We start from the raw sequence: 20,073 nt of genomic DNA, 5'->3' as shown, positions 1-20,073 counted from the left end.
GCCGTTGGTACCGCGACCGTCGAGACCACGGCGATCGACTTCGCCGCGACCGACGACAAGATCTCCTTCTCGGTGTCGCAGAACGGCGAAGCGGCCCGCACCGTCGAGATCACCCAGCAGACGCTGGCCGACGCGGGTCTCAGCGACACGTCGATCCGCTCGAATGCCGACCTCAAGGCGGTCTACGAGCAGGCTCTGTCGGATGCCGGTATCGACGGGATCACGGTCGAGATCGACGGCACCACGGATGCGGTGACGTTCACGTCGCTCGAAGAATTCTCGGTGACCAATGCGGCCACGAGCGGCACGACGGGCATTGCAGTGGCGGACATGGGCCTTTCGGCCACGGACGTGACCGCTTCGGCTTCGGGCGCCTTCTCGACCAGCGTCGAGGACATCGACATCTCGACGGCCGATTCCGACACGATCAAGGCCTATATCAAGGTCGTGGACGAGGCGCTGTCGCAGGTCACGACGGCCGGCGCCAGCCTCGGTGCCGTTCAGAACCGCATCGAAATGCAGACGGAGTTCGTCTCCGAGCTGATGGATACGGTCGACGAGGGCGTCGGCACGCTGGTCGATGCCGACATGACCGAAGAGTCGACGCGCCTCAAGGCTCTGCAGACCCAGCAGCAGCTCGGCGTCCAGGCGCTTTCGATCGCCAACAACTCCTCGCAGTCGCTGCTCTCGCTCTTCCGTTAAGGATCGCGATAGCCGCTTCGAGCGGGACAATCGGGAAGGGGCCGTCCATTGGGCGGCCCCTTTCTGCGTCTTGTCGTTCCGTCATCGCGGCGGGCTCAGGCCGATGCTTGGTCCAGCGAGAAGGCAATGCCCTCGCCGCGAAAGGTCGTCGCGCCGGCGATCTTGCAAACGCCGCGTGAAGCGTTTTGTGCGACCAGGCGACCTCTTCCGCCGTGGTCCTTGCGACCCTGCGCGATCCGCCGCGCGCTTCACCCTTTCAGGGGCGGGCGGTCCGGTTCGCGCTCTCGGCGAGAAGGGCCATTTGCCGTCGTCGCCCGGGAATAAGGAGCACCGCGGCATGGCCCGTGCTCCTAGAACCGCAGCGCTTGCCGGCTCGTCGCCGTGATCGTGCCGCGAGCCGGCATGAGGCCTTTCATCGCCGCAAAGGCGCAGGGCGCCGCTCGATCTGTATGATCGCAGGGGGCCTGAGCTGGTCGACTTCTTTTGCCTTCGCGCTTCGAGGCTTTCGCCGCCAAGGCGACACCCCATCCTCGCCAACGGTTTCCGCAGGCCGGGCGAGAGAAGGCTTCGCCTCTTCGTTGCTTGGGCACTGTGCCTACGCCCGTGCATGTGCGCTCGCATGTGGATGGCCGGAGGAGGAGCGCGTCGCAGCGCTCTCGACGGCACTCCGGCCTTGCGGAAACGCAAAGGGCCCCGGGCAGGAATGCCCGGGGCCCTCTGGAAGGGAATGCGATCGGCGGCGAGGGGCTGGAGGCCTTGCTCGCCGCCGGCGGATCAGAACTCGGTCCAGTCCTCGTGATCTTCTGCGTGGCGCGGCTGCGCGTTCTGCGTCTGGCGCATCTGCGCGACCGGACGCGGTGCCGCGGCCGGCTTCGATCGTGTCACACTGGTCCGCGCCGTCTCCGTCGGGCGATCCTTCTTGGCCGCACTTTTGTGGTCCTGTGATTCCCTCGTGCGGAAAATGGCGACCTTGGCGGCGAGCTCTTCGGTCTCGATCGCCATCGTCCTTGCAGCGGCGGTGGTCTGTTCGACCATGGCGGCGTTGGTCTGGGTGACCTTGTCCATGTTGTCGGCGGCCGAAGAAACTTCCTGAAGGCTCGTCGACTGCTGCTTGGCGCTGGCGGCGATGCGGCTGATGACATCGGTCATCTCCGTCACCTGCGTGACGATCTGCTCGAGCGCGGCGCCCGAGGCCTGCACGAGCTCGACGCCAGTGCCGACCTGGACCGACGAGGTCGAGATGAGTCCCTTGATCTCCTTGGCCGCTTCCGCCGAACGCTGTGCCAGCGCGCGCACCTCCTGGGCGACCACCGCGAAGCCCTTTCCGGCCTCGCCGGCTCTGGCCGCCTCGACGCCGGCATTGAGCGCGAGCAGATTGGTCTGGAAGGCGATTTCGTCGATGACCGAGATGATGTGGCTGATCTGTTCGGACGATTTCTCGATCTCAGCCATCGCGGTTACGGCATTGGCAACGACCGTTCCGCCGCGGCGGGCGTTCTCGCCGGCCTTTTCGGTGCTGATCTGTGCGAGAATCGCGCCTTCCGCGGTTTCGTTCACACCCGCGGTCACCTCGCCGAGGGCCGCTACCGTCTCCTCGAGAGATGCGGCCTGCTGTTCGGTCCGCTGAGCGAGGTCGGTGGAGGCAGTCCGGATTTCGGACAGGCCGGTATTGATGGCCATGACGCTCGAAACGACGGCGCCAATGGCCTGTTCGAGCCGTTCGACGCTGGTGTTGAACTTTGCGCGGATCGGCTCGAATTCGGGGGCGACGGGCTGGTCCATGCGCACCATGAGATTGCCGTCGGAGAGGGCTTCGAAGCCGGCATCCACCATGTGGACGAAGGTTTTCAGATCCTCGGCCTTGGCGTTGTCGATTGCGGTCTGACGCTCGCGCTGGGACTGCTGGGCGAGACGGGCCGCTTCTGCTTCCTGCTCCAGCCTTTCCTGCTCCAGCGCAGCCTGCTTGAAGCGAAGGACGGCGCCCGCCATCTGGCCGATTTCGTCGCCGCGCCCGACGGCCGGGACATCGACGGTCTTGTCGCCCTCGGCGAGGCGGCCCATCACGCTGGTCATTGCCCTGACCGGTGTGGCAATTCCGCGCAAAAGCAGGATTGCGAATGCGACCGCGGCGACTGCGCCGATCAGTCCGCCGGCGATCATCACGGTTCTCGCCCATGTATCGGACGCTGCGATCTCCTGGCTGCGCTCCTTGATGAGCTGCTCCTGCTTTTCAAGAATTTTCGTGATGAGTTGCTGTGCTTCCTCATCGGATTTGACCGAGGCGGCGACGGTGGCAGCGCTGGCTCTGGTGGCAGGATCCCGGTATAGCGCCATCTGCCGCTCCGCGGATTTCTGCTGCCATTCGCCGATCTTTTCGCCGACCTGTTTCGCGAGCTGGCGGTGTTCGTCTAACGCTGTTTCGGAGATGAAGGTCGAGACGGTCTTGGCGAAGTCGGCCTTGGCCTTCTCGTATTGAGTGATGTAGCGATCCGTACCGCGAGCCAGGTATCCCCGCAACGCCGCGCGTTGTTCGAGGAATGTCATGCGCATTCCGGTCGCAAGATCGCTGACGTTTTCCGTTCTTCTATTGGCGTCCACCGCCGACCGGATCGTATCGAGGCTCCGATAGACGAAAATATTGGCCGTGATGGAGATCAGCAAGATCAGTGCGAATGTGACGGTCAGTTTCGTCGATATTTTCAGATTTGTGAAAGACATGGGATGATCCTTTCGACAGGCGGAGTGTTGCGCCGGTCGACCTTCGTCGGGGTGGTGACGTGTAGACGCTCGCAAACGCCAACTGTTTTATTTAAGACGGGAAACCTTAACCCACGGTTATATTCACGACGCACGACGTAAGAATGGAATATGCTCAGGGAGCTTCAGCAGTTCTTGCAATCCGGCGGGATGGTGCCGATGGGCTCTGCTGCCCTATGTCGGCGTCGAATGATTCATGCACAGGAGACCGCAGATGCGAGCCCAGCCCGAAGCCTCCCACTATGTCGATGGCGCTTATGCCGAGGATGCGGCTGGAGAGGCCTTCGACAGCGTCTATCCCGCCACCGGGGAGACGATCGCGAGGCTCCATGTCGCGACACCGGCGCTGATCGAGCGCACGATCGAGGCTGCGCGGCGCGGGCAGGCGAAATGGGCGGCCATGGCCGGGGCGGAGCGCTCGCGAATTCTGAGACGGGCGGCCGAGCTCGTCCGCGAGCGCAATGAGGAGCTGAGCCAGATCGAGACGCTCGACACCGGCAAGGCGATCCAGGAGACGCGGGTCGCGGACGCCGCTTCGGGGGCAGACTGCATCGAGTATTTCGCAGCGCTCGCCGCCGACATGCGCGGCGCCCAGATTCCGCTGACCAACGGCTTTGCCTATACGAGGCACGAGCCGCTCGGCATCTGCGCCGGCATCGGGGCGTGGAACTACCCGATCCAGATCGCCGCCTGGAAGAGCGCGCCGGCCCTGGCCTGCGGCAATGCGATGATCTTCAAACCCTCCGAGGTGACGCCGCTTTCGGCGCTGAAGCTCGCCGAGATCTACACCGAGGCGGGGCTGCCGGCCGGCGTCTTCAACGTGTTGCAGGGCAAGGGCGAGCTGGGCGCGGCGCTGTCGTCCAGTCCGGCGATCGCGAAGGTTTCGGTGACCGGCTCCGTCGGCACCGGAGCGAAGGTCATGGGGGCGGCCTCGCAGACGACCAAGCACGTGACGCTGGAACTCGGCGGCAAATCGCCGATCCTCGTCTTTGCCGACGCCGATCTCGACGCGGCGGTTTCCGGCGCGATCCTCGGCAATTTCTATTCGACCGGCCAGATCTGCTCGAACGGCACCCGGGTCTTCGTCGAAAGAAGCGTCCGCGAGGCTTTCGTGGAAAAGCTCTGCGCCCGGGTGAAGGCGATCCGTCTTGGCGATCCGCTCGATCCCGACACCCATCTCGGCCCGCTCGTCTCCAGGCCGCAATATGACCGCGTCCTCTCCTATCTCGACATCGGCAAAAAGGAAGGCGCGACGCTCGCCTGCGGTGGCGGCGCGGCAAAAGTCGCCGGTCTGGAAGACGGCTATTTCGTCGAGCCGACTGTCTTCACCGATGTCGCCGACGACATGCGCATCGCCAGCGAGGAGATCTTCGGACCGGTCATGTGCGTGATGGATTTCTCCGGCGAAGAGGAAGCCATCAGTCGCGCGAACGGCACCGATTTCGGCCTTGCTGCCGGCATCTACACCCGCGATCTCTCTCGCGCCCATCGGATGGCCGCTCGCGTCGAGGCCGGCACGGTCTGGGTCAACGCCTATAATCTGACACCGGTGGAAATGCCGTTCGGCGGGGTCAAGCGTTCCGGCATCGGCCGCGAGAACGGCCGCGAGGCGCTGCAGCACTACAGCCAGGTGAAGTCTGTCTACATCGCGACCGGACCCGAAGACGCGCCTTACTGACAATATTGTCAACGTATCATGGGTCTTGCAGACAGGTCCTGGGGTTGACCTTTCACCCGCGACATTGTTCGGCTTGGTGAAAAGTAAAACCGGCTCATCGACCGGGAGGAACGATTGTTGCAGGCCGATCAGGGGCGCATGGCGCTCGTCGCGATCATGGATCGTCTCGCCATTGGAGAGGAAAATGCGCTCGGCGATCTCTACGAGCACACCTCCGCGAAGCTATTCGGCGTTTGTTTCCGTATATTGAAAGACCGCGAGGAAGCGGAGGACGTTCTTCAGGACGTCTATCTGACGGTCTGGCGGCGGGCGGACCGGTTCGATGCCGAACGGGCGAGCCCGATCACCTGGCTTGCCACCATCGCGCGCAACCGTTCGATCGACCGTCTGCGTCAGATCGGCAGGCGCGGCGGCGACAGGCCGATGGGCGAGGCAGAAGACATTGCCGACGAGGGGGCGGATGCGTTCGCGGCCCTCGCCGACAGCGACGATGCAAGGCGACTGACGGAGTGTCTCGGAACGCTCGACGAGCGGACGCACAAGTCCATCCTCGCGGCATTTTATGGTGGTATCACCTATGAAACCCTGGCGGAACGGTTGAGCGTACCCCTGGGAACGATCAAGAGCCGGATCAGGCGTGGGCTGATCAAGCTGAAAGGGTGTCTGTCGCAATGAGCGATGTGCGCAGCGATGATGGTGACGAGGCTGATCTGGCCGCCGAGTACGCGCTCGGCGTCTTGAGCGGTGCCGAGCGCCGGGCTGCCCAGCGCCGGCTCGAACGAGATGCGACCTTCGCCGCCGATGTCGATGCCTGGAACGAGCGGTTCGCCCCGCTCTACGAGGCGATCGAACCCGCGACGCCCTCATCCGGGGTCTGGCCGCGGATTTCCGATGAGCTGTCGCGCATGCGCCGCCTGGCGGGCTCTGCTGCCGGCGCCACGGAGGCGAGGCGGCCGCGGGGGCGCCGGGTGGCCGGAATCTGGCAGTGGATCGGGCTCTCGGGCATGGGGCTTGCTGCCGCAAGTCTTGCCGCTCTCATCGTCGTTTCGGGCAATCTTGCAAATGTAGGAGGCGTCGGTCCCGATGGGTTCGAGAACGTCCTCGTCGGCACTTTGTCCAATGATCAGGGCCAGCCGATCTTCACCGTCGTCATGGACCGCGACCACGATGTCGCAACGCTGATCCCGGTTGCCCAGGAAGATCTCGGCAACCGCGTGCCCGAACTCTGGGTGGTGCCGCCCAATGGCGCGGCTCCCTTGTCTCTCGGCGTGTTCAATCCCGCCCAGCCGATCCAGCTGCGCTTCACCGACCGGCCGGTCGGCGAGCCGGGGGCGGGTCTTGCCGTTTCGCTGGAGCCGCAGGGCGGCTCGCCCACCGGGCAACCGACGGGCCCGGTCGTCGCGCACGGCCCGCTAAGCACCCTCTGAGGGCATCGTCTCGAGGCGTTGCGGGAGAAACTGATTTCGCTTCGCCCGGCCATCCGCTACGGCTGCCGGCATGAGCAAGATTTTCTCGATCCTCTTCGTTCTGCTGATGGTCGCGCATCTGGTGCGCCCGCTCGGACTGCCGGGCCTGCGCCGACGCGGCGACTTCTGGAAGATCGCCGTCGTCGGCTTCGTCGTCTTCGCCATCATCATTCTGCTGAGACCCGAATAGGCGCCGGCGAAAAGAACCCGCCGCGGGCGATCGGCTGCCGTCGCCTGCAGACGTGACGGCGGCTCTGTCCGCCAGCTTTCTTGCGTATACGTTGTCGTGTGGCCGCAGCACGCTGCGCGCAGGTGACGTCTCGGCCTTGCTCGCACATGCAGCATATCTCGCCGAATCATTCGTCTTTAGATTGATCATCTCGACTGTTGCGCTTCCTCCGATAAGACGCCACTATGCCCACAAAGAATACGTTGGGGGGAAGCGTATGGCGCCGGTGGCGTTTCGGGAGGTTCGCAAGGCATTCGGAACGGTGGAGGTCCTGCACGGCGTGTCGATCGACATTTCCGAGGGCGAATTCGTCGTTCTGGTTGGGCCATCGGGCTGTGGCAAGTCGACACTGTTGAGGATGCTCGCCGGGCTCGAGCACGTCTCCGCCGGCGAGATCTGGATCGGCGACCGGGTGGTCAACCAACTGCCGCCCAAGGAGCGGGACATCGCCATGGTGTTCCAGAACTATGCGCTCTACCCGCATATCACCGTCGCCGAGAACATGGGCTTTTCGCTCACGCTGAAGGGCGCGAAGAAGGCCGAGATCGCCGAGCGGGTTCGCCCTGCCGCCGAAATCCTCGGGCTGACGCATCTGCTCGACCGCTATCCCCGACAGCTTTCCGGCGGCCAGCGCCAGCGCGTCGCCATGGGCCGGGCGATCGTGCGCGAGCCGCAGGTCTTCCTGTTCGACGAGCCGCTGTCGAACCTCGACGCCAAGCTGCGCGTCTCGATGCGCACCGAGATGAAGAACCTGCACCAGCGGCTGAAGACGACCACGGTCTATGTCACCCACGATCAGATCGAGGCGATGACAATGGCCGACAAGATCGTCGTGATGCATGACGGCCGGGTCGCGCAGGTCGGCACCCCGCTGGAGCTTTACGACAGGCCGGACAATCTCTTCGTCGCCGGCTTCATCGGCTCGCCAGCGATGAACTTTCTGACCGGAAGCGTCGAGGCGAAGGATCGCCAGAGTTTTTCGACCGGCGACGGCATCCGCCTGCCCATCGAAAGGCCGGGCGAGGCCGAGCCAGGCAAGGAGCTGATCTACGGCGTCCGGCCGGAGAGCTTCCGCCTCGGCGGCGAGGTTCCGCTCACCGTCGACGTTGTCGAGCCGACCGGCTCGGAAACGCACGTCCTCGCAAGGCTCGGCGAAACGCCGGTGACCTGCGTCTTCCGGGAGCGGATTGCGGCGAAGCCCGGCGAGGAGATCAAGGTGGCCATCGATCGCGAGAGCGTCCACGTCTTCGATGCGAAATCGGGAGACCGGGTGTCAGCCTAGACAGGTTTGCGGCGACCTCGGGCGCGTCGGCGCCGAGCCGCGACGTTCCGGCTGAAGGCCGGAAGGGAGGATGAGGTCGAAACCGATCCGGTCGCCATTGCAAGGGCCGGCATCAAGACAGACGAATTCGTTGTGACAGGGAGGAAACGTCATGACCATCAATCGCAGAACCCTGCTTCAGGGGACGGCCGGCATCGCTGCCGGAATGGCGCTGACAGGCCCGCTAGGCGCAAAGCGAGCCTTCGCGCAGGCCACGATGCCCCAGTTCCAGCCGGAGGAGGGCGCATCCCTTCGCCTGCTTCGCTGGGTGCCCTTCGTGACCGGCGAGGAAGAGGCCTTCAACGCCAACACCCGGGCCTTCACCGAGGCGACCGGCGTCGAGGTCCGCATCGACCAGGAAAGCTGGGAGGACGTGCGCCCCAAGGCTGCCGTCGCCGCCAATGTCGGCTCCGGACCGGACATGGTGATGAGCTGGTTCGACGATCCGTTCCAGTATCCCGACAAGCTGGTCGACGTCACCGATCTCGGCAACGCGCTCGGCGAGGCTTATGGCGGCTGGTATGAGGGCCTCAAGGGCTATGCGACCACCGAGGACGGCAAGTTCATCGCCATCCCGCTCTGCGCCATCGGCAACGCGATCTGCTACCGCGACAGCCACATGAAGGCAGCCGGCTTCGACGAGTTCCCGCAGGATACCGACGGTTTCCTCAAGCTCTGCCAGGCGATGAAGGACAAGGGCACGCCCGCCGGATTCCCGCATGGCAAGGCGGTCGGCGACGGCAACAACTACGCCCACTGGCTGCTCTGGAGCCATGGCGGCAAGACCGTCGACGAGAATGGCGAGGTGGCGATCAACAGCCCGGAGACCAAGGCTGCGATCGAATATGCCAAGGCGCTCTACGCGACCTTCATTCCCGGCACCGAAAGCTGGCTCGACATCAACAACAACCGCGCCTTCCTCGCCGGCCAGATTTCGCTGACCGCCAACGGCGTCTCGCTCTATTACGCTGCCAGGAAGGATCCGGCGATGGCCGAGATCGCCGAGGACATCCGCACCACCAACCTGCCGGTCGGCCCCGTCGGCAAGTCGGTCGAGCTGCATCAGACCTCGACGATCAACGTCTTCCAGCACACCCAGTATCCCGAAGCCGCCAAGGCCTACATCGCCTTCATGTTCCAGCCGGAGCGGTTCAATGCCTGGCTCGAGGGCGCCAGCGCCTATTGCTGCCAGCCGCTGAAGCAGTTCGAGGACAATCCCGTGTGGTCGTCCAACCCGGTTCACAAGGCCTATGCCAACGCCTCGGCGAGCCTGCGGCCGAACGGCTTTGCCGGGCCGCTCGGGCCCTCGTCGGCCGGCGTGATGGCCGACTACGTACTCGTCGACATGTTCGCCGAAGCCGTCACCGGCCAGCGCTCGACGGAAGACGCGATCGCCAACGCCGAAAGGCGCATCGCGCGGTACTACAGGTAAGGCGGGGGCATGCGCCTCTCTAGCTCCCTCATCCTGAGGTGCTCGCCCGCTCGCGAGAGCGGGTGAGCCTCGAAGGGCGAGGGGGCGCTAGGCGCGGCATCGGCCGGTCGCCGAAGCCATGGCATAGCGACCTTCGTCATCCTCGGGCTTGTCCCGAGGGTCTCCCGCCGCGGGGCAAAGGGCTGGCCGGCGAGGAGCGTGGCTTCCTGCACCGCTTCTGTAGCGGTGATGGCAGGAGATCCTCGGGACAAGCCCGAGGATGACGGCGCGTCGGGGATCTGGCGGCGGGCCGGCTTGCGAGGCCTCTGCGGGTAAGGGCCACTGCGACGATGGATGGCCGCGAAGGTTGAAACTTCGTCATTCTCGGGCCCCGTCCCGAGAATCCAGGGGCGGTTGCCGCTGCATCGGTCGCTGCCGCCCTATGCAGCTGAAATGGAAAGCGCCCGACGATCTCTGGATTCTCGGGACGGGGCCCGAGAATGACGATGCGTTGATGCTGTCGCCCTGTCGGTCGGCCTTCTTAAACCGGAATCGCATGCCCGTTTTTCGACGGGCTGAAAGCATCCCACGGAGCCTTCGCTTATGGCCGCCATAGACACCACCGGATCGCGCGGCGCCACATATGCCCGCCCAAACGTCCTGCGCCGCTTCGTCGAAAGCCGCAACGGGCTCGGCTTCCTGTTCATGCTGCCGGCGGCGGTGTTTCTCCTGTGCTTTCTGACCTATCCGCTCGGTCTCGGCGTCTGGCTCGGCTTCACCGACACGACCATCGGCCGGAACGGCGTGTGGATCGGCTTCGAGAACTACACCTGGCTTTTCGACGACCCGGTGTTCTGGCTGTCGGTCTACAACACCATTCTCTACACCTTCGTCGCCTCGGTCCTGAAATTTGCCCTTGGCCTCTGGCTGGCGCTGATCCTCAACGAGCATCTGCCGTTCAAGACCGTTTTCCGGGCGATCATTCTCCTGCCCTGGGTGGTGCCGACGGTCCTGTCGGCGCTCGCCTTCTGGTGGATCTATGACAGCCAGTTCTCGATCATTTCCTGGGTGCTGATGCAGTGGGGCTGGATCGATGCGCCGATCAACTTTCTCGGGGATCCGAACAATGCGCGGGCCGCCGTCATCGCGGCCAATGTCTGGCGCGGCATTCCCTTCGTGGCGATCTCGCTGCTCGCCGGGCTGCAGACCATTCCGCAGTCGCTGAACGAGGCGGCGGCGCTCGACGGCGCGACCTCCTGGCAGCGTTTCACCAAGATCACCCTGCCGCTGCTGACCCCGATCATCGCGGTGGTGATGACCTTCTCGGTGCTGTTCACCTTCACCGACTTCCAGCTGATCTACGTTCTGACCCGCGGCGGCCCGGTGAACGCCACCCATCTGATGGCGACCCTGTCCTTCCAGCGGGCGATCCCCGGCGGCCAGCTCGGCGAGGGCGCGGCGATTGCCGTGGCGATGATCCCGTTCCTGCTCGCCGCCATCCTGTTCTCCTTCTTCGGTCTGCAGCGCCGCAAATGGCAGCAGGGCGGAAACGACTGAGGAAACTTCTCCGATGAGCCAACAGACGCTGCCCTCGACCCAATCGGCCCTCCGCGACGATTCGGAAGGCATGGACCAGTTCAACACGCCGCTCAGGCGGATCTTCGTCGTCTATCTGCCGCTCGCCTGTTTCGTCTTCGTCCTGCTCTTCCCGTTCTACTGGATGGCGATCACGGCGGTGAAGCCGGACGCGCAGCTGACGAACTACAGCGAATACTCGCCCTTCTGGGTGGTCGAGCCGACGCTCGAACACATCAAGTATCTCTTGTTCGAGACCTCCTATCCGGGCTGGTTGTGGAACACGATGCTGGTCGCCGTCGCCTCGACCTTCATCTCGCTCTTCGCTTCGGTCTTCGCCGCCTATGCGATCGAGCGCATCCGCTTCACCGGCGCGCGCACGACCGGGCTGATGATCTTTCTCGCCTATCTGGTGCCGCCGTCGATCCTGTTCATTCCGCTGGCCTTCATCGTCTTTCAGGTCGGCATCTTCGATTCGCGGCTGGCGCTGATCCTCACCTATCCGACCTTCCTCATCCCCTTCTGCACCTGGCTTTTGATGGGCTATTTCCGCACCATTCCCTTCGAGCTGGAGGAATCGGCGCTGGTCGACGGCGCGACGCGTTGGCAGATCCTGACGAAGGTCGTCCTGCCGCTCGCGGTGCCCGGGCTGATTTCGGCCGGCATCTTCGCCTTCACCCTGTCCTGGAACGAGTTCATCTACGCGCTGACCTTCATTTCCTCCTCGGAGAACAAGACGGTGCCGGTCGGCGTCCTGACCGAGCTCGTCAGAGGCGACATCTACGAATGGGGAGCGCTGATGTCCGGCGCGCTGCTCGGCTCCTTGCCGGTGGTGATCCTTTATTCCTTCTTCGTCGACTACTACGTCTCCTCGATGACGGGAGCGGTGAAGGAGTAGCCGCGGCGCAGGGCAGTTTTCCATCCAGAGATGCGATGCGGCACGCCTCCATTGTGCAGCGCATGCTTGACACCTTCCTTCACAGCCCTCATTGCCCTCGCCACTCGATCTGAGAGAAATGATTTGCGGAGCAACGATGATGACGATGGCGCTGGTTTTTCCCGGGCAAGGCAGCCAGGCCGTGGGAATGGGCCGGTCGCTTGCGGACGCCTATCCGCAGAGCCGCGCCGTCTTTGACGAGGTCGATGAGGCGCTCGGCGAAAAGCTCTCGGCTCTGATCTTCGAGGGTCCGGAAGAGACCCTCACGCTCACCGAGAATGCCCAGCCGGCGTTGATGGCCGTGTCGATGGCGGCCATGCGTGCGCTCGGCGCCGAGGGGTTTGCCGTCAGCGATGCGACATTCGTCGCTGGCCATTCGCTCGGCGAATATTCGGCGCTCGCCGCGGCCGAGGCGCTCGGCATCGCCGAGACCGCGAGGCTCCTGCGCCTGCGCGGCCGGGCGATGCAGGCGGCCGTGCCGGCGGGCGAGGGAGCGATGGCCGCGATCCTCGGGCTTGAAGCTGCCGCCGTCGCCGATCTCTGCGTGCGCGCGGCCGAGGGCGAGGTCCTGTCGCCGGCCAATGACAATGGTGGCGGCCAGATCGTTATCTCCGGCGCTGCCGCGGCAGTCGCGCGCGCCGTCGCACTGGCGCCCGAACTCGGCGCCAAGCGGGCGATCCCCTTGACCGTCTCGGCGCCCTTCCATTGCAGCCTGATGGCGCCTGCCGCCGAGGCCATGGCCGAAGCCCTGGCAAATGCCACGATCACCGCGCCGAAGGTGCCGGTCGTCTCGAATGTGACCGCGACGCCGACCAGCGATCCGGCTGAGATCCGCGACCGCCTGGTCCGTCAGGTCACCGGCGAGGTGCGCTGGCGCGAGAGCATGGAATATCTCGCCGGCGCCGGCGTCGGCGATGTCGTCGAGATCGGCAGCGGCAAGGTACTGAGCGGCCTTTGCAAGCGGATCGACAAGCGTCTTTCGGCCCAGGCGATCGGTACGCCGGAGGCGGTGCGGGCCTTCGTCGAAAGCCGTTGATCCTTTTCCGACAAACGACCAATGCAACGCGGACGCCACCCGCTGGACCACACTGCCCGAGGAAATCAAGATGTTCGACCTGACCGACCGCAAGGCCCTCGTCACCGGCGCAACCGGCGGCATTGGCGAGGCGATCGCAAGAGCGCTTCATGCGCAGGGCGCAATCGTCGGCCTGCACGGCACGCGGCAGGAAAAGCTGGATGAACTCGCCAGCTCCCTCGGCGATCGCTGCGCCGTGCTACCGGCAAATCTTGCCGAGCGCGACGGCCAGACGGCCCTTGCCGAAAAGGCGACCGAGGCCCTCGGCGGCGTCGACATTCTGGTCAACAACGCCGGCATCACCAAGGACGGCCTGTTCGTGCGCATGTCCGACGAGAATTGGGACCAGGTCCTCGAGATCGACCTCACGGCCGCCTTCCGCCTGACCCGCGAACTCGTTCACCCGATGATGCGCAAGCGCCACGGTCGCGTCATCAACATTACGTCGGTCGTGGGCACGAGCGGCAATCCCGGCCAGGCCAACTACTGCGCCGCCAAGGCGGGAATGGTGGGCTTTTCGAAGTCGCTCGCCCAGGAAATCGCGTCGCGCGGCGTGACCGTGAACTGCATCGCTCCCGGCTTCATTTCCAGCGCCATGACGGATAAGCTGAACGATAAGCAGCGTGACTCAATTCTGGGGATGATTCCCATGAAGCGCATGGGAGAGGTTGCCGAAATCGCCACGGCTGCGGTCTATCTGGCTTCGAGCGAGGCCGGCTATGTCACGGGGCAAACCATCCATGTCAACGGCGGCATGGCGATGATCTGAGCAAATGCGAGGGGCCGCTTCGTCCCCGCCCGTCCTCCGGTTTTGCGGAGCCGGGCGAAGATGCTATCCAATCGGCCCTTCGACAATCCCGGGGCCTGATTTCATGGTGCCGCCGGTTAAAACGGCGCGTGCCGCTTGATAAACGGCCGTCTCGCGTCTAACGAACGGCAAACGTCATCACAGCAGAGGAATGACTATGAGTGATACCGCCGAGCGAGTGAAGAAGATCGTCGTCGAACATTTGGGCGTCGAGCAGGAAAAAGTCACCGAGAACGCCAGTTTCATCGACGACCTCGGGGCGGACAGCCTCGACACCGTCGAGCTTGTCATGGCCTTCGAGGAAGAGTTCGGCGTCGAGATCCCCGACGATGCGGCCGAGACGATCCTCACCGTCGGTGACGCCGTCAAGTTCATCGAGAAGAACCAGGCCTGATCCTCTCGTGTTTCTGTTCCGGTCATGGCGTCCCGTTGCTTGAGGGCGACGGGATTTGTCCGGAATCGACGGGGGCAGCATTGTCCTGATCAATGGGTTCGCCACGAGTGCTGGAGCGTCGCTCGGCGAGCTTCACAACCGTAGTGACACTAGGTAATTATTTGATCTAGTGTAGGTTTCGGATTTGAAGTTCGCCCCCGCGCTCCGATAGAGGCCGTCGCGAACTTCAGATCCACCAAACCAGAGAGTTTGTCCTTCGAGCGGAGCTTTCGAATTCGAGATTTGAGCCTGCGGATCCCGCAAACAGGTTTCGACAGTCGAAGTCGCTCCGCTGGAAGACGGCTCGTCTGTCTGGCAAAAGAGCGCAAATGAGACGAGTAGTCATCACCGGCGTCGGGATGGTCACCCCCCTCGGCGCCGGCGCATCGGTCACTTGGAAGCGGCTTCTGGCCGGCGAGAGCGGCGCGTCGAAGATCGAGAACTTCGAGGTTTCCGATCTTCCCTGCCAGATCGCGTGCCAGATCCCGCGGGGCGACGGCCATAACGGTACCTTCAATGCCGACCAGTGGATGGAACCGAAGGAGCAGCGCAAGGTCGACGATTTCATCGTCTACGCCATGGCGGCTGCGTCGGAAGCCCTCGACGATGCGGACTGGCATCCGGAATCCTACGAGGACCAGATCGCCAGCGGCGTCCTGATCGGTTCCGGGATCGGCGGCCTGCAGGGCATCGAGAAGACCTCGCTGATCCTCGCCGAAAAGGGGCCGCGCCGGGTGTCCCCCTTCTTCATCCCCGGCAGTCTGATCAATCTTGCCTCCGGCCACGTGTCGATCCGCAACGGCCTGAAGGGGCCGAACCATTCCGTCGTCACCGCCTGCTCGACCGGCGCGCACGCCATTGGCGATGCGAGCCGCCTGATCGCGCTCGGCGACGCGGAGGTGATGGTCGCGGGCGGCGCCGAATCACCGGTCTGCCGGCTTTCGGTCGCCGGCTTCTCGGCCTGCAAGGCACTTTCGACCCACTTCAATCATGATGCCAAGGCCGGGTCCCGTCCCTACGACCGGGATCGCGACGGCTTCGTCATGGGCGAGGGCGCCGGTGTCGTCGTCCTGGAAGAGCTCGAACACGCCAAGGCGCGCGGCGCACGGATCTATGCCGAGATCATCGGCTACGGCCTCTCCGGCGACGCCTATCACATCACCGCTCCGGCGGCGGATGGCGACGGCGCGTTCCGCTGCATGTCGGCCGCTTTGAAGCGGGCGGGCATTGCCGCGGGCGATCTCGACTACGTCAACGCCCATGGCACCTCGACGCCGATGGGCGACGAGATCGAGCTTCGCGCCTTCGAGCGGCTTGCCGGGGAAGACGCCGCCAAGATCACCATGTCCTCCACCAAGTCGGCGATCGGCCATCTTCTCGGGGCGGCGGGCTCCGTCGAGGCGATCTTCTCGGCGCTGGCGATCCGCGACAATGTCGCGCCGCCGACGCTCAATCTCGACAATCCTTCGGTCGACACGCCCATCGACCTCGTGCCCCACGTCAAGAAGGAGAAGCGGATCGATACCGTTCTGTCGAACTCCTTCGGCTTTGGTGGAACCAACGCATCGTTGGTGATGCGCCGCTTCACCGACTAGGCGGGCCGCGGGGCGGAAATCTTCGAGGGGCGGGTGGTCGAGGCGATCATCCGCCCTTTTTCATTGGCACATGCCGATGACGGCGCCATTCGCGCGTCGCGGCGCATTCAGGAGGGGTTGAACGATGCCACGCATGAAACTCTTTTACGCGCCGGGCGCCTGTTCGCTCGCCTCGCACATCGCTCTTGAAGAAGCGGGTGCAGATTTCGAGGCCGTGCGGCTCGACATGGCCAAGGGCGAGCAGAAGAGCGCGGACTATCTGAAGATCAATCCGAAGGGCCGCGTCCCGGCCTTGGTCGATGGCGATCTGACCGTCACCGAGAACCCGGCGATCCTGCGCTATGTCGCGATCACACACCCCGAAAGCCATCTGTGGCCGGCAGATCCCGTCGGCGAGGCGCGCTGCGCCGAATGGCTGGCCTTCATGTCCTCGACCGTCCACCCGAGCTACGCCCATATCCGCCGCGCCGAGCGCTATGCCTCGACCGAAGAGGGCAAGGCCGACGTCGTCGAGACCGGCAGGAAGGCGACCCGCGAGATCTTCGCCATGGTCGAGGAGAAGCTGGCCAAGGCCGGCGACGTCTGGGCCGCCGGCGAAAGCTACAGCGTCGCGGACCCCTATCTCATCGTCTTCTGGACCTGGGGCAGGGGCTCCGTCCTTCGCTACGACATGGCGGCGGACTTTCCCGTCTGGACCGCTCATGCCCAGCGCATGGCAGAGCGCCCGGCGGTCAGGGCGGCCTTCGAGCGTGAGGGGCTGACCCTTCCGAAAGGGTGACGCCGAGCAGGCGGGGGCGCCAGCCTCCACACTGAAAGAGCACTCTTCTCGCCGGCAGTCGATTGCGAGAGGAACGCAGCCTCTTACATTTCGCCAGCACGGTGCGGCCCGACCTTTCGGGCCGGTCACGCGGGCGGTGCGAATGAAGTGCCGTAACATTTATGCAACAATAACGCTTGCGGCCTCTTCCGGCGGGACCTCCCGGCCCCCATATTCGACCCGGGCGGCTCGCCGAATGCGGGAGCCGGACTCCAGTCTTTAGCGTTGCGTGCCTCGATGAGGGCGCTGCGCGGCAAGGAGAGAACGATGAATCTGGAAAAATACACCGAACGCGTCCGGGGCTTCATCCAGGCGGCGCAGACGGCGGCGGTTTCGGCCGACCATCAGCAGTTTTCCCCCGAGCATCTCCTGAAGGTGCTGATCGACGACGAGGAGGGGCTTGCCAGCGGCCTGATCGAGAAGGCGGGCGGGCGGCCAGGCGAGGTGCGCCTCGGCGTCGAGGCGGCGCTCAAAGCCATGCCGAAAGTGTCCGGCGGCTCGGGGCAGATGTATCTCGCCCAGCCGCTCGCGAAGGTCTTCGCGACGGCCGAGGAGATCGCCAAAAAGGCCGGCGACAGCTACGTCTCGGTCGAGCGGCTGCTGCTTGCTCTCGCCATCGAGAAGGGCGCCAAGACCGCCGACATCCTCAAAAAGGCCGGCGTCACCCCGTCGGGCCTTAACGAGGCGATCGAGGATCTGCGCAAGGGCCGCACCGCCGACACGGCCTCGGCGGAATCGGGCTATGACGCCTTGAAGAAATATGCCCGCGACCTGACCGAGGCGGCCCGCGAGGGCAAGCTCGACCCGGTGATCGGTCGCGACGACGAGATCCGCCGCACCCTGCAGGTTCTTTCCCGGCGCACCAAGAACAATCCGGTGCTGATCGGTGAGCCCGGCGTCGGCAAGACCGCGATCGCCGAAGGGCTGGCGCTGCGCATCGTCAATGGCGACGTGCCGGAGAGCCTTCGCGACAAGAAGCTGATGGCGCTCGACATGGGCGCACTGATTGCCGGCGCGAAATATCGCGGCGAGTTCGAGGAGCGGCTGAAGGCGGTTCTGTCCGAAGTCACGGCGGCGGCCGGCTCGGTGATCCTGTTCATCGACGAGATGCATACCCTCGTCGGCGCCGGCAAGGCGGACGGCGCAATGGATGCGTCGAACCTTTTGAAGCCCGCTTTGGCGAGAGGCGAGCTCCACTGCATCGGCGCGACCACTCTCGACGAATACAGGAAGCACGTCGAAAAGGACCCGGCGCTGGCAAGGCGCTTCCAGCCGGTCTTCGTCTCCGAGCCGACGGTCGAGGACACGATCTCGATCCTGCGCGGCCTGAAGGAGAAATACGAGCAGCACCATCAGGTGCGGATCTCCGATTCCGCGCTCGTCGCCGCTGCGCAGCTGTCGAACCGCTACATCACCGACCGTTTCCTGCCGGACAAGGCCATCGATCTCGTCGACGAGGGCGCGGCGCGGCTGCGCATGCAGGTGGATTCCAAGCCCGAGGCCCTCGACGAGATCGACCGGCGCATCATGCAGCTGAAGATCGAGCGCGAGGCGCTGAAGAAGGAGACCGACGACGCCTCGAAGGATCGGCTGGAACGCCTGGAAGGCGAACTGGCGAATCTTGAGGAAGAGTCCGACCGGATCACCCAGGCCTGGCAGGCGGAAAAGTCCAAGCTCGGCCAGGCGGCCGACCTCAAGCGCCAGCTCGACGAAGCGCGCAACGAACTTGCCATCGCTCAGCGCAAGGGCGAGTTCCAGCGCGCCGGCGAGCTGGCCTATGGCGAGATCCCGAAGCTGGAAGCTGCGGTGAAGGAAGCCGAGGCGAACGACGGCAAGGGCGCGGCCAACATGGTCGAGGAGACCGTGACAGCCGATCACGTCGCCCAGGTCGTCTCGCGCTGGACCGGGATTCCCGTCGATCGGATGCTCGAAGGCGAGCGCGACAAGCTGCTCAGGATGGAGGACTCGCTGCAGAAGCGCGTCGTCGGCCAGGGCGAGGCCGTGCAGGCGGTGTCGCGCGCGGTGCGCCGGGCGCGGGCGGGCCTGCAGGATCCGAACCGGCCGATCGGCTCGTTCATGTTCCTCGGCCCCACGGGCGTCGGCAAGACCGAGCTGACGAAAGCCTTGGCGAGCTTCCTCTTCGACGACGAGGCGGCGATGGTGCGCATCGACATGTCGGAATATATGGAGAAGCACTCCGTCGCCCGGCTGATCGGCGCGCCTCCCGGCTATGTCGGATACGAGGAAGGCGGTGCGCTGACGGAAGCGGTCCGGCGCCGGCCCTATCAGGTGATCCTCTTCGACGAGATCGAAAAGGCGCATCCGGACGTCTTCAACGTTCTCCTGCAGGTGCTCGACGACGGGCGGCTGACGGACGGGCAGGGGCGGACGGTCGACTTCCGCAACACGATGATCATCATGACCTCGAACCTTGGGTCCGAGTTCCTGGTGGCGCTCGGCGAGGACGAAAACGCTGAAGCGGCGCGCGAAGAGGTGATGAATGTCGTGCGGGCCTCCTTCCGGCCGGAATTCCTCAACCGCGTCGACGACGTGATCCTGTTCCACCGGCTGCACCGCTCGGAGATGGGCGCCATCGTCGACATCCAGATGGCGCGGCTCGAAAAGCTGCTCGCCGAGCGCAAGATCACCATCGCGCTCGACGAGACCGGCCGCGAATGGCTGGCGCAGAAGGGCTACGACCCCGCCTATGGCGCAAGGCCGCTGAAGCGCGTCATCCAGCGCGAGGTGCAGGACCCGCTCGCCGAGAAGATCCTGATGGGCGAGGTGCGGGACGAGCAGACGGTGAAGATTTCCGGCGGCACCGACCGGCTGAACTTCTACGTCGTCGGCTCGAAAAACGGTGTCGAGGGAGACCGGGTGGCGGCTTAAGGCTCTGCTGATGACGGAAGAATGAAAGGCGCGGGTCCGAAAGGGCCCGCGCTTTTTTGATGGCGCACGCTGTCAGAAAGGCCGCTGCCTGCCCCCCCACGCCGTCATTCTCGGGCACATGGAAGCAATGCAGGCGCGGCGGAAAGCCCGTTTGCACCGTCATTCTCGGGCCCCGTCCCGAGAATCCAGGGGCAACCGCCGCGGCATGGCGATTGCCGCCCATTGCGGTTTCGCGCGAGGGCGCCCGACGATCTCTGGCAACTGTGTTCATTCGAACGCCTTTCTGTCTCTCTGCATGGCGTTGAGAACAGTGAGAAGCTTTCTGGCGACGGCGATGATGCCGACTTTCTTCGATCCCGATCTTTCGGCGACGGCTTGAA

16 protein-coding genes are annotated in these 20,073 nt (G+C 64.6%); 15 read left to right on the top strand and 1 reads right to left on the bottom strand.

Going from position 1 to position 20,073, the window contains the following annotated elements; translation table 11 throughout:
• On the top strand, positions 1 to 702 hold a 702-nt coding region (locus J6595_RS22155; RefSeq protein WP_280891712.1), incomplete at its 5' end, for a flagellin.
• A gap of 774 nt (positions 703 to 1,476) precedes the next feature.
• On the opposite strand, the gene J6595_RS22150 is transcribed toward J6595_RS22155, so the two are convergent.
• The gene (locus J6595_RS22150) at positions 1,477 to 3,420 is read right to left on the bottom strand and encodes a methyl-accepting chemotaxis protein (RefSeq protein WP_209597889.1); all 1,944 of its coding nucleotides are present in this window, start codon (positions 3,418 to 3,420) and stop codon (positions 1,477 to 1,479) included.
• Positions 3,421 to 3,673: 253 nt separating this feature from the next.
• Between J6595_RS22150 and betB the strand changes: the two genes are divergently transcribed.
• From betB to clpB, 14 genes are all read left to right on the top strand, one after another.
• Positions 3,674 to 5,137, top strand: a complete 1,464-nt coding sequence (betB, locus tag J6595_RS22145) for a betaine-aldehyde dehydrogenase (protein ID WP_209597887.1) — start codon at positions 3,674 to 3,676, stop codon at positions 5,135 to 5,137.
• Positions 5,138 to 5,254: 117 nt separating this feature from the next.
• Positions 5,255 to 5,812: a sigma-70 family RNA polymerase sigma factor gene (locus J6595_RS22140; RefSeq protein WP_245199094.1), complete on the top strand. Its 558-nt coding sequence runs from the start codon at positions 5,255 to 5,257 to the stop codon at positions 5,810 to 5,812.
• Entirely contained in the window at positions 5,809 to 6,564 is a 756-nt protein-coding gene (locus J6595_RS22135; RefSeq protein ID WP_209597885.1) for an anti-sigma factor, read from the top strand. The genes J6595_RS22140 and J6595_RS22135 overlap by 4 nt, the downstream gene beginning before the upstream one ends.
• Before the next feature lie 70 nt (positions 6,565 to 6,634).
• Positions 6,635 to 6,793 (top strand): hypothetical protein, encoded by a 159-nt coding sequence (locus tag J6595_RS22130; RefSeq protein ID WP_209597883.1) that lies wholly within the window; start codon positions 6,635 to 6,637, stop codon positions 6,791 to 6,793.
• A 256-nt stretch (positions 6,794 to 7,049) separates the two neighbouring features.
• Positions 7,050 to 8,114, top strand: a complete 1,065-nt coding sequence (locus tag J6595_RS22125; protein WP_209597881.1) for an ABC transporter ATP-binding protein — start codon at positions 7,050 to 7,052, stop codon at positions 8,112 to 8,114.
• Between the two features lie 151 nt (positions 8,115 to 8,265).
• On the top strand, positions 8,266 to 9,585 hold the full coding sequence (locus J6595_RS22120) for an ABC transporter substrate-binding protein (protein ID WP_209597879.1): 1,320 nt from the start codon (positions 8,266 to 8,268) through the stop codon (positions 9,583 to 9,585).
• A 684-nt stretch (positions 9,586 to 10,269) separates the two neighbouring features.
• Positions 10,270 to 11,121: a carbohydrate ABC transporter permease gene (locus J6595_RS22115; RefSeq protein WP_245199098.1), complete on the top strand. Its 852-nt coding sequence runs from the start codon at positions 10,270 to 10,272 to the stop codon at positions 11,119 to 11,121.
• Between the two features lie 13 nt (positions 11,122 to 11,134).
• Positions 11,135 to 12,037: a carbohydrate ABC transporter permease gene (locus J6595_RS22110; protein WP_209597877.1), complete on the top strand. Its 903-nt coding sequence runs from the start codon at positions 11,135 to 11,137 to the stop codon at positions 12,035 to 12,037.
• A gap of 139 nt (positions 12,038 to 12,176) precedes the next feature.
• On the top strand, positions 12,177 to 13,112 hold the full coding sequence (fabD, locus tag J6595_RS22105) for an ACP S-malonyltransferase (protein WP_209597891.1): 936 nt from the start codon (positions 12,177 to 12,179) through the stop codon (positions 13,110 to 13,112).
• A gap of 70 nt (positions 13,113 to 13,182) precedes the next feature.
• Positions 13,183 to 13,920, top strand: coding sequence for a 3-oxoacyl-[acyl-carrier-protein] reductase (fabG, locus tag J6595_RS22100; protein WP_209597875.1), 738 nt, complete (start codon positions 13,183 to 13,185; stop codon positions 13,918 to 13,920).
• Between the two features lie 196 nt (positions 13,921 to 14,116).
• Positions 14,117 to 14,353 carry an acyl carrier protein gene (locus J6595_RS22095; RefSeq protein ID WP_026358398.1) on the top strand — a complete coding sequence of 79 codons (237 nt, stop codon included), beginning with the start codon at positions 14,117 to 14,119 and terminating at the stop codon, positions 14,351 to 14,353.
• A gap of 368 nt (positions 14,354 to 14,721) precedes the next feature.
• Positions 14,722 to 15,987: a beta-ketoacyl-ACP synthase II gene (gene fabF / locus J6595_RS22090; protein WP_209597873.1), complete on the top strand. Its 1,266-nt coding sequence runs from the start codon at positions 14,722 to 14,724 to the stop codon at positions 15,985 to 15,987.
• Between the two features lie 124 nt (positions 15,988 to 16,111).
• Positions 16,112 to 16,765: a glutathione S-transferase family protein gene (locus J6595_RS22085; RefSeq protein WP_209597871.1), complete on the top strand. Its 654-nt coding sequence runs from the start codon at positions 16,112 to 16,114 to the stop codon at positions 16,763 to 16,765.
• Positions 16,766 to 17,071: 306 nt separating this feature from the next.
• Positions 17,072 to 19,693 (top strand): ATP-dependent chaperone ClpB, encoded by a 2,622-nt coding sequence (clpB, locus tag J6595_RS22080; RefSeq protein ID WP_209597868.1) that lies wholly within the window; start codon positions 17,072 to 17,074, stop codon positions 19,691 to 19,693.
• Positions 19,694 to 20,073: the final 380 nt, after the last annotated feature.

Origin of the sequence: Jiella mangrovi (genome assembly GCF_017815135.1) — a bacterium.
GTDB lineage: Bacteria > Pseudomonadota > Alphaproteobacteria > Rhizobiales > Rhizobiaceae > Jiella > Jiella mangrovi.
This window is presented reverse-complemented; position numbering and strand designations above follow the sequence as displayed.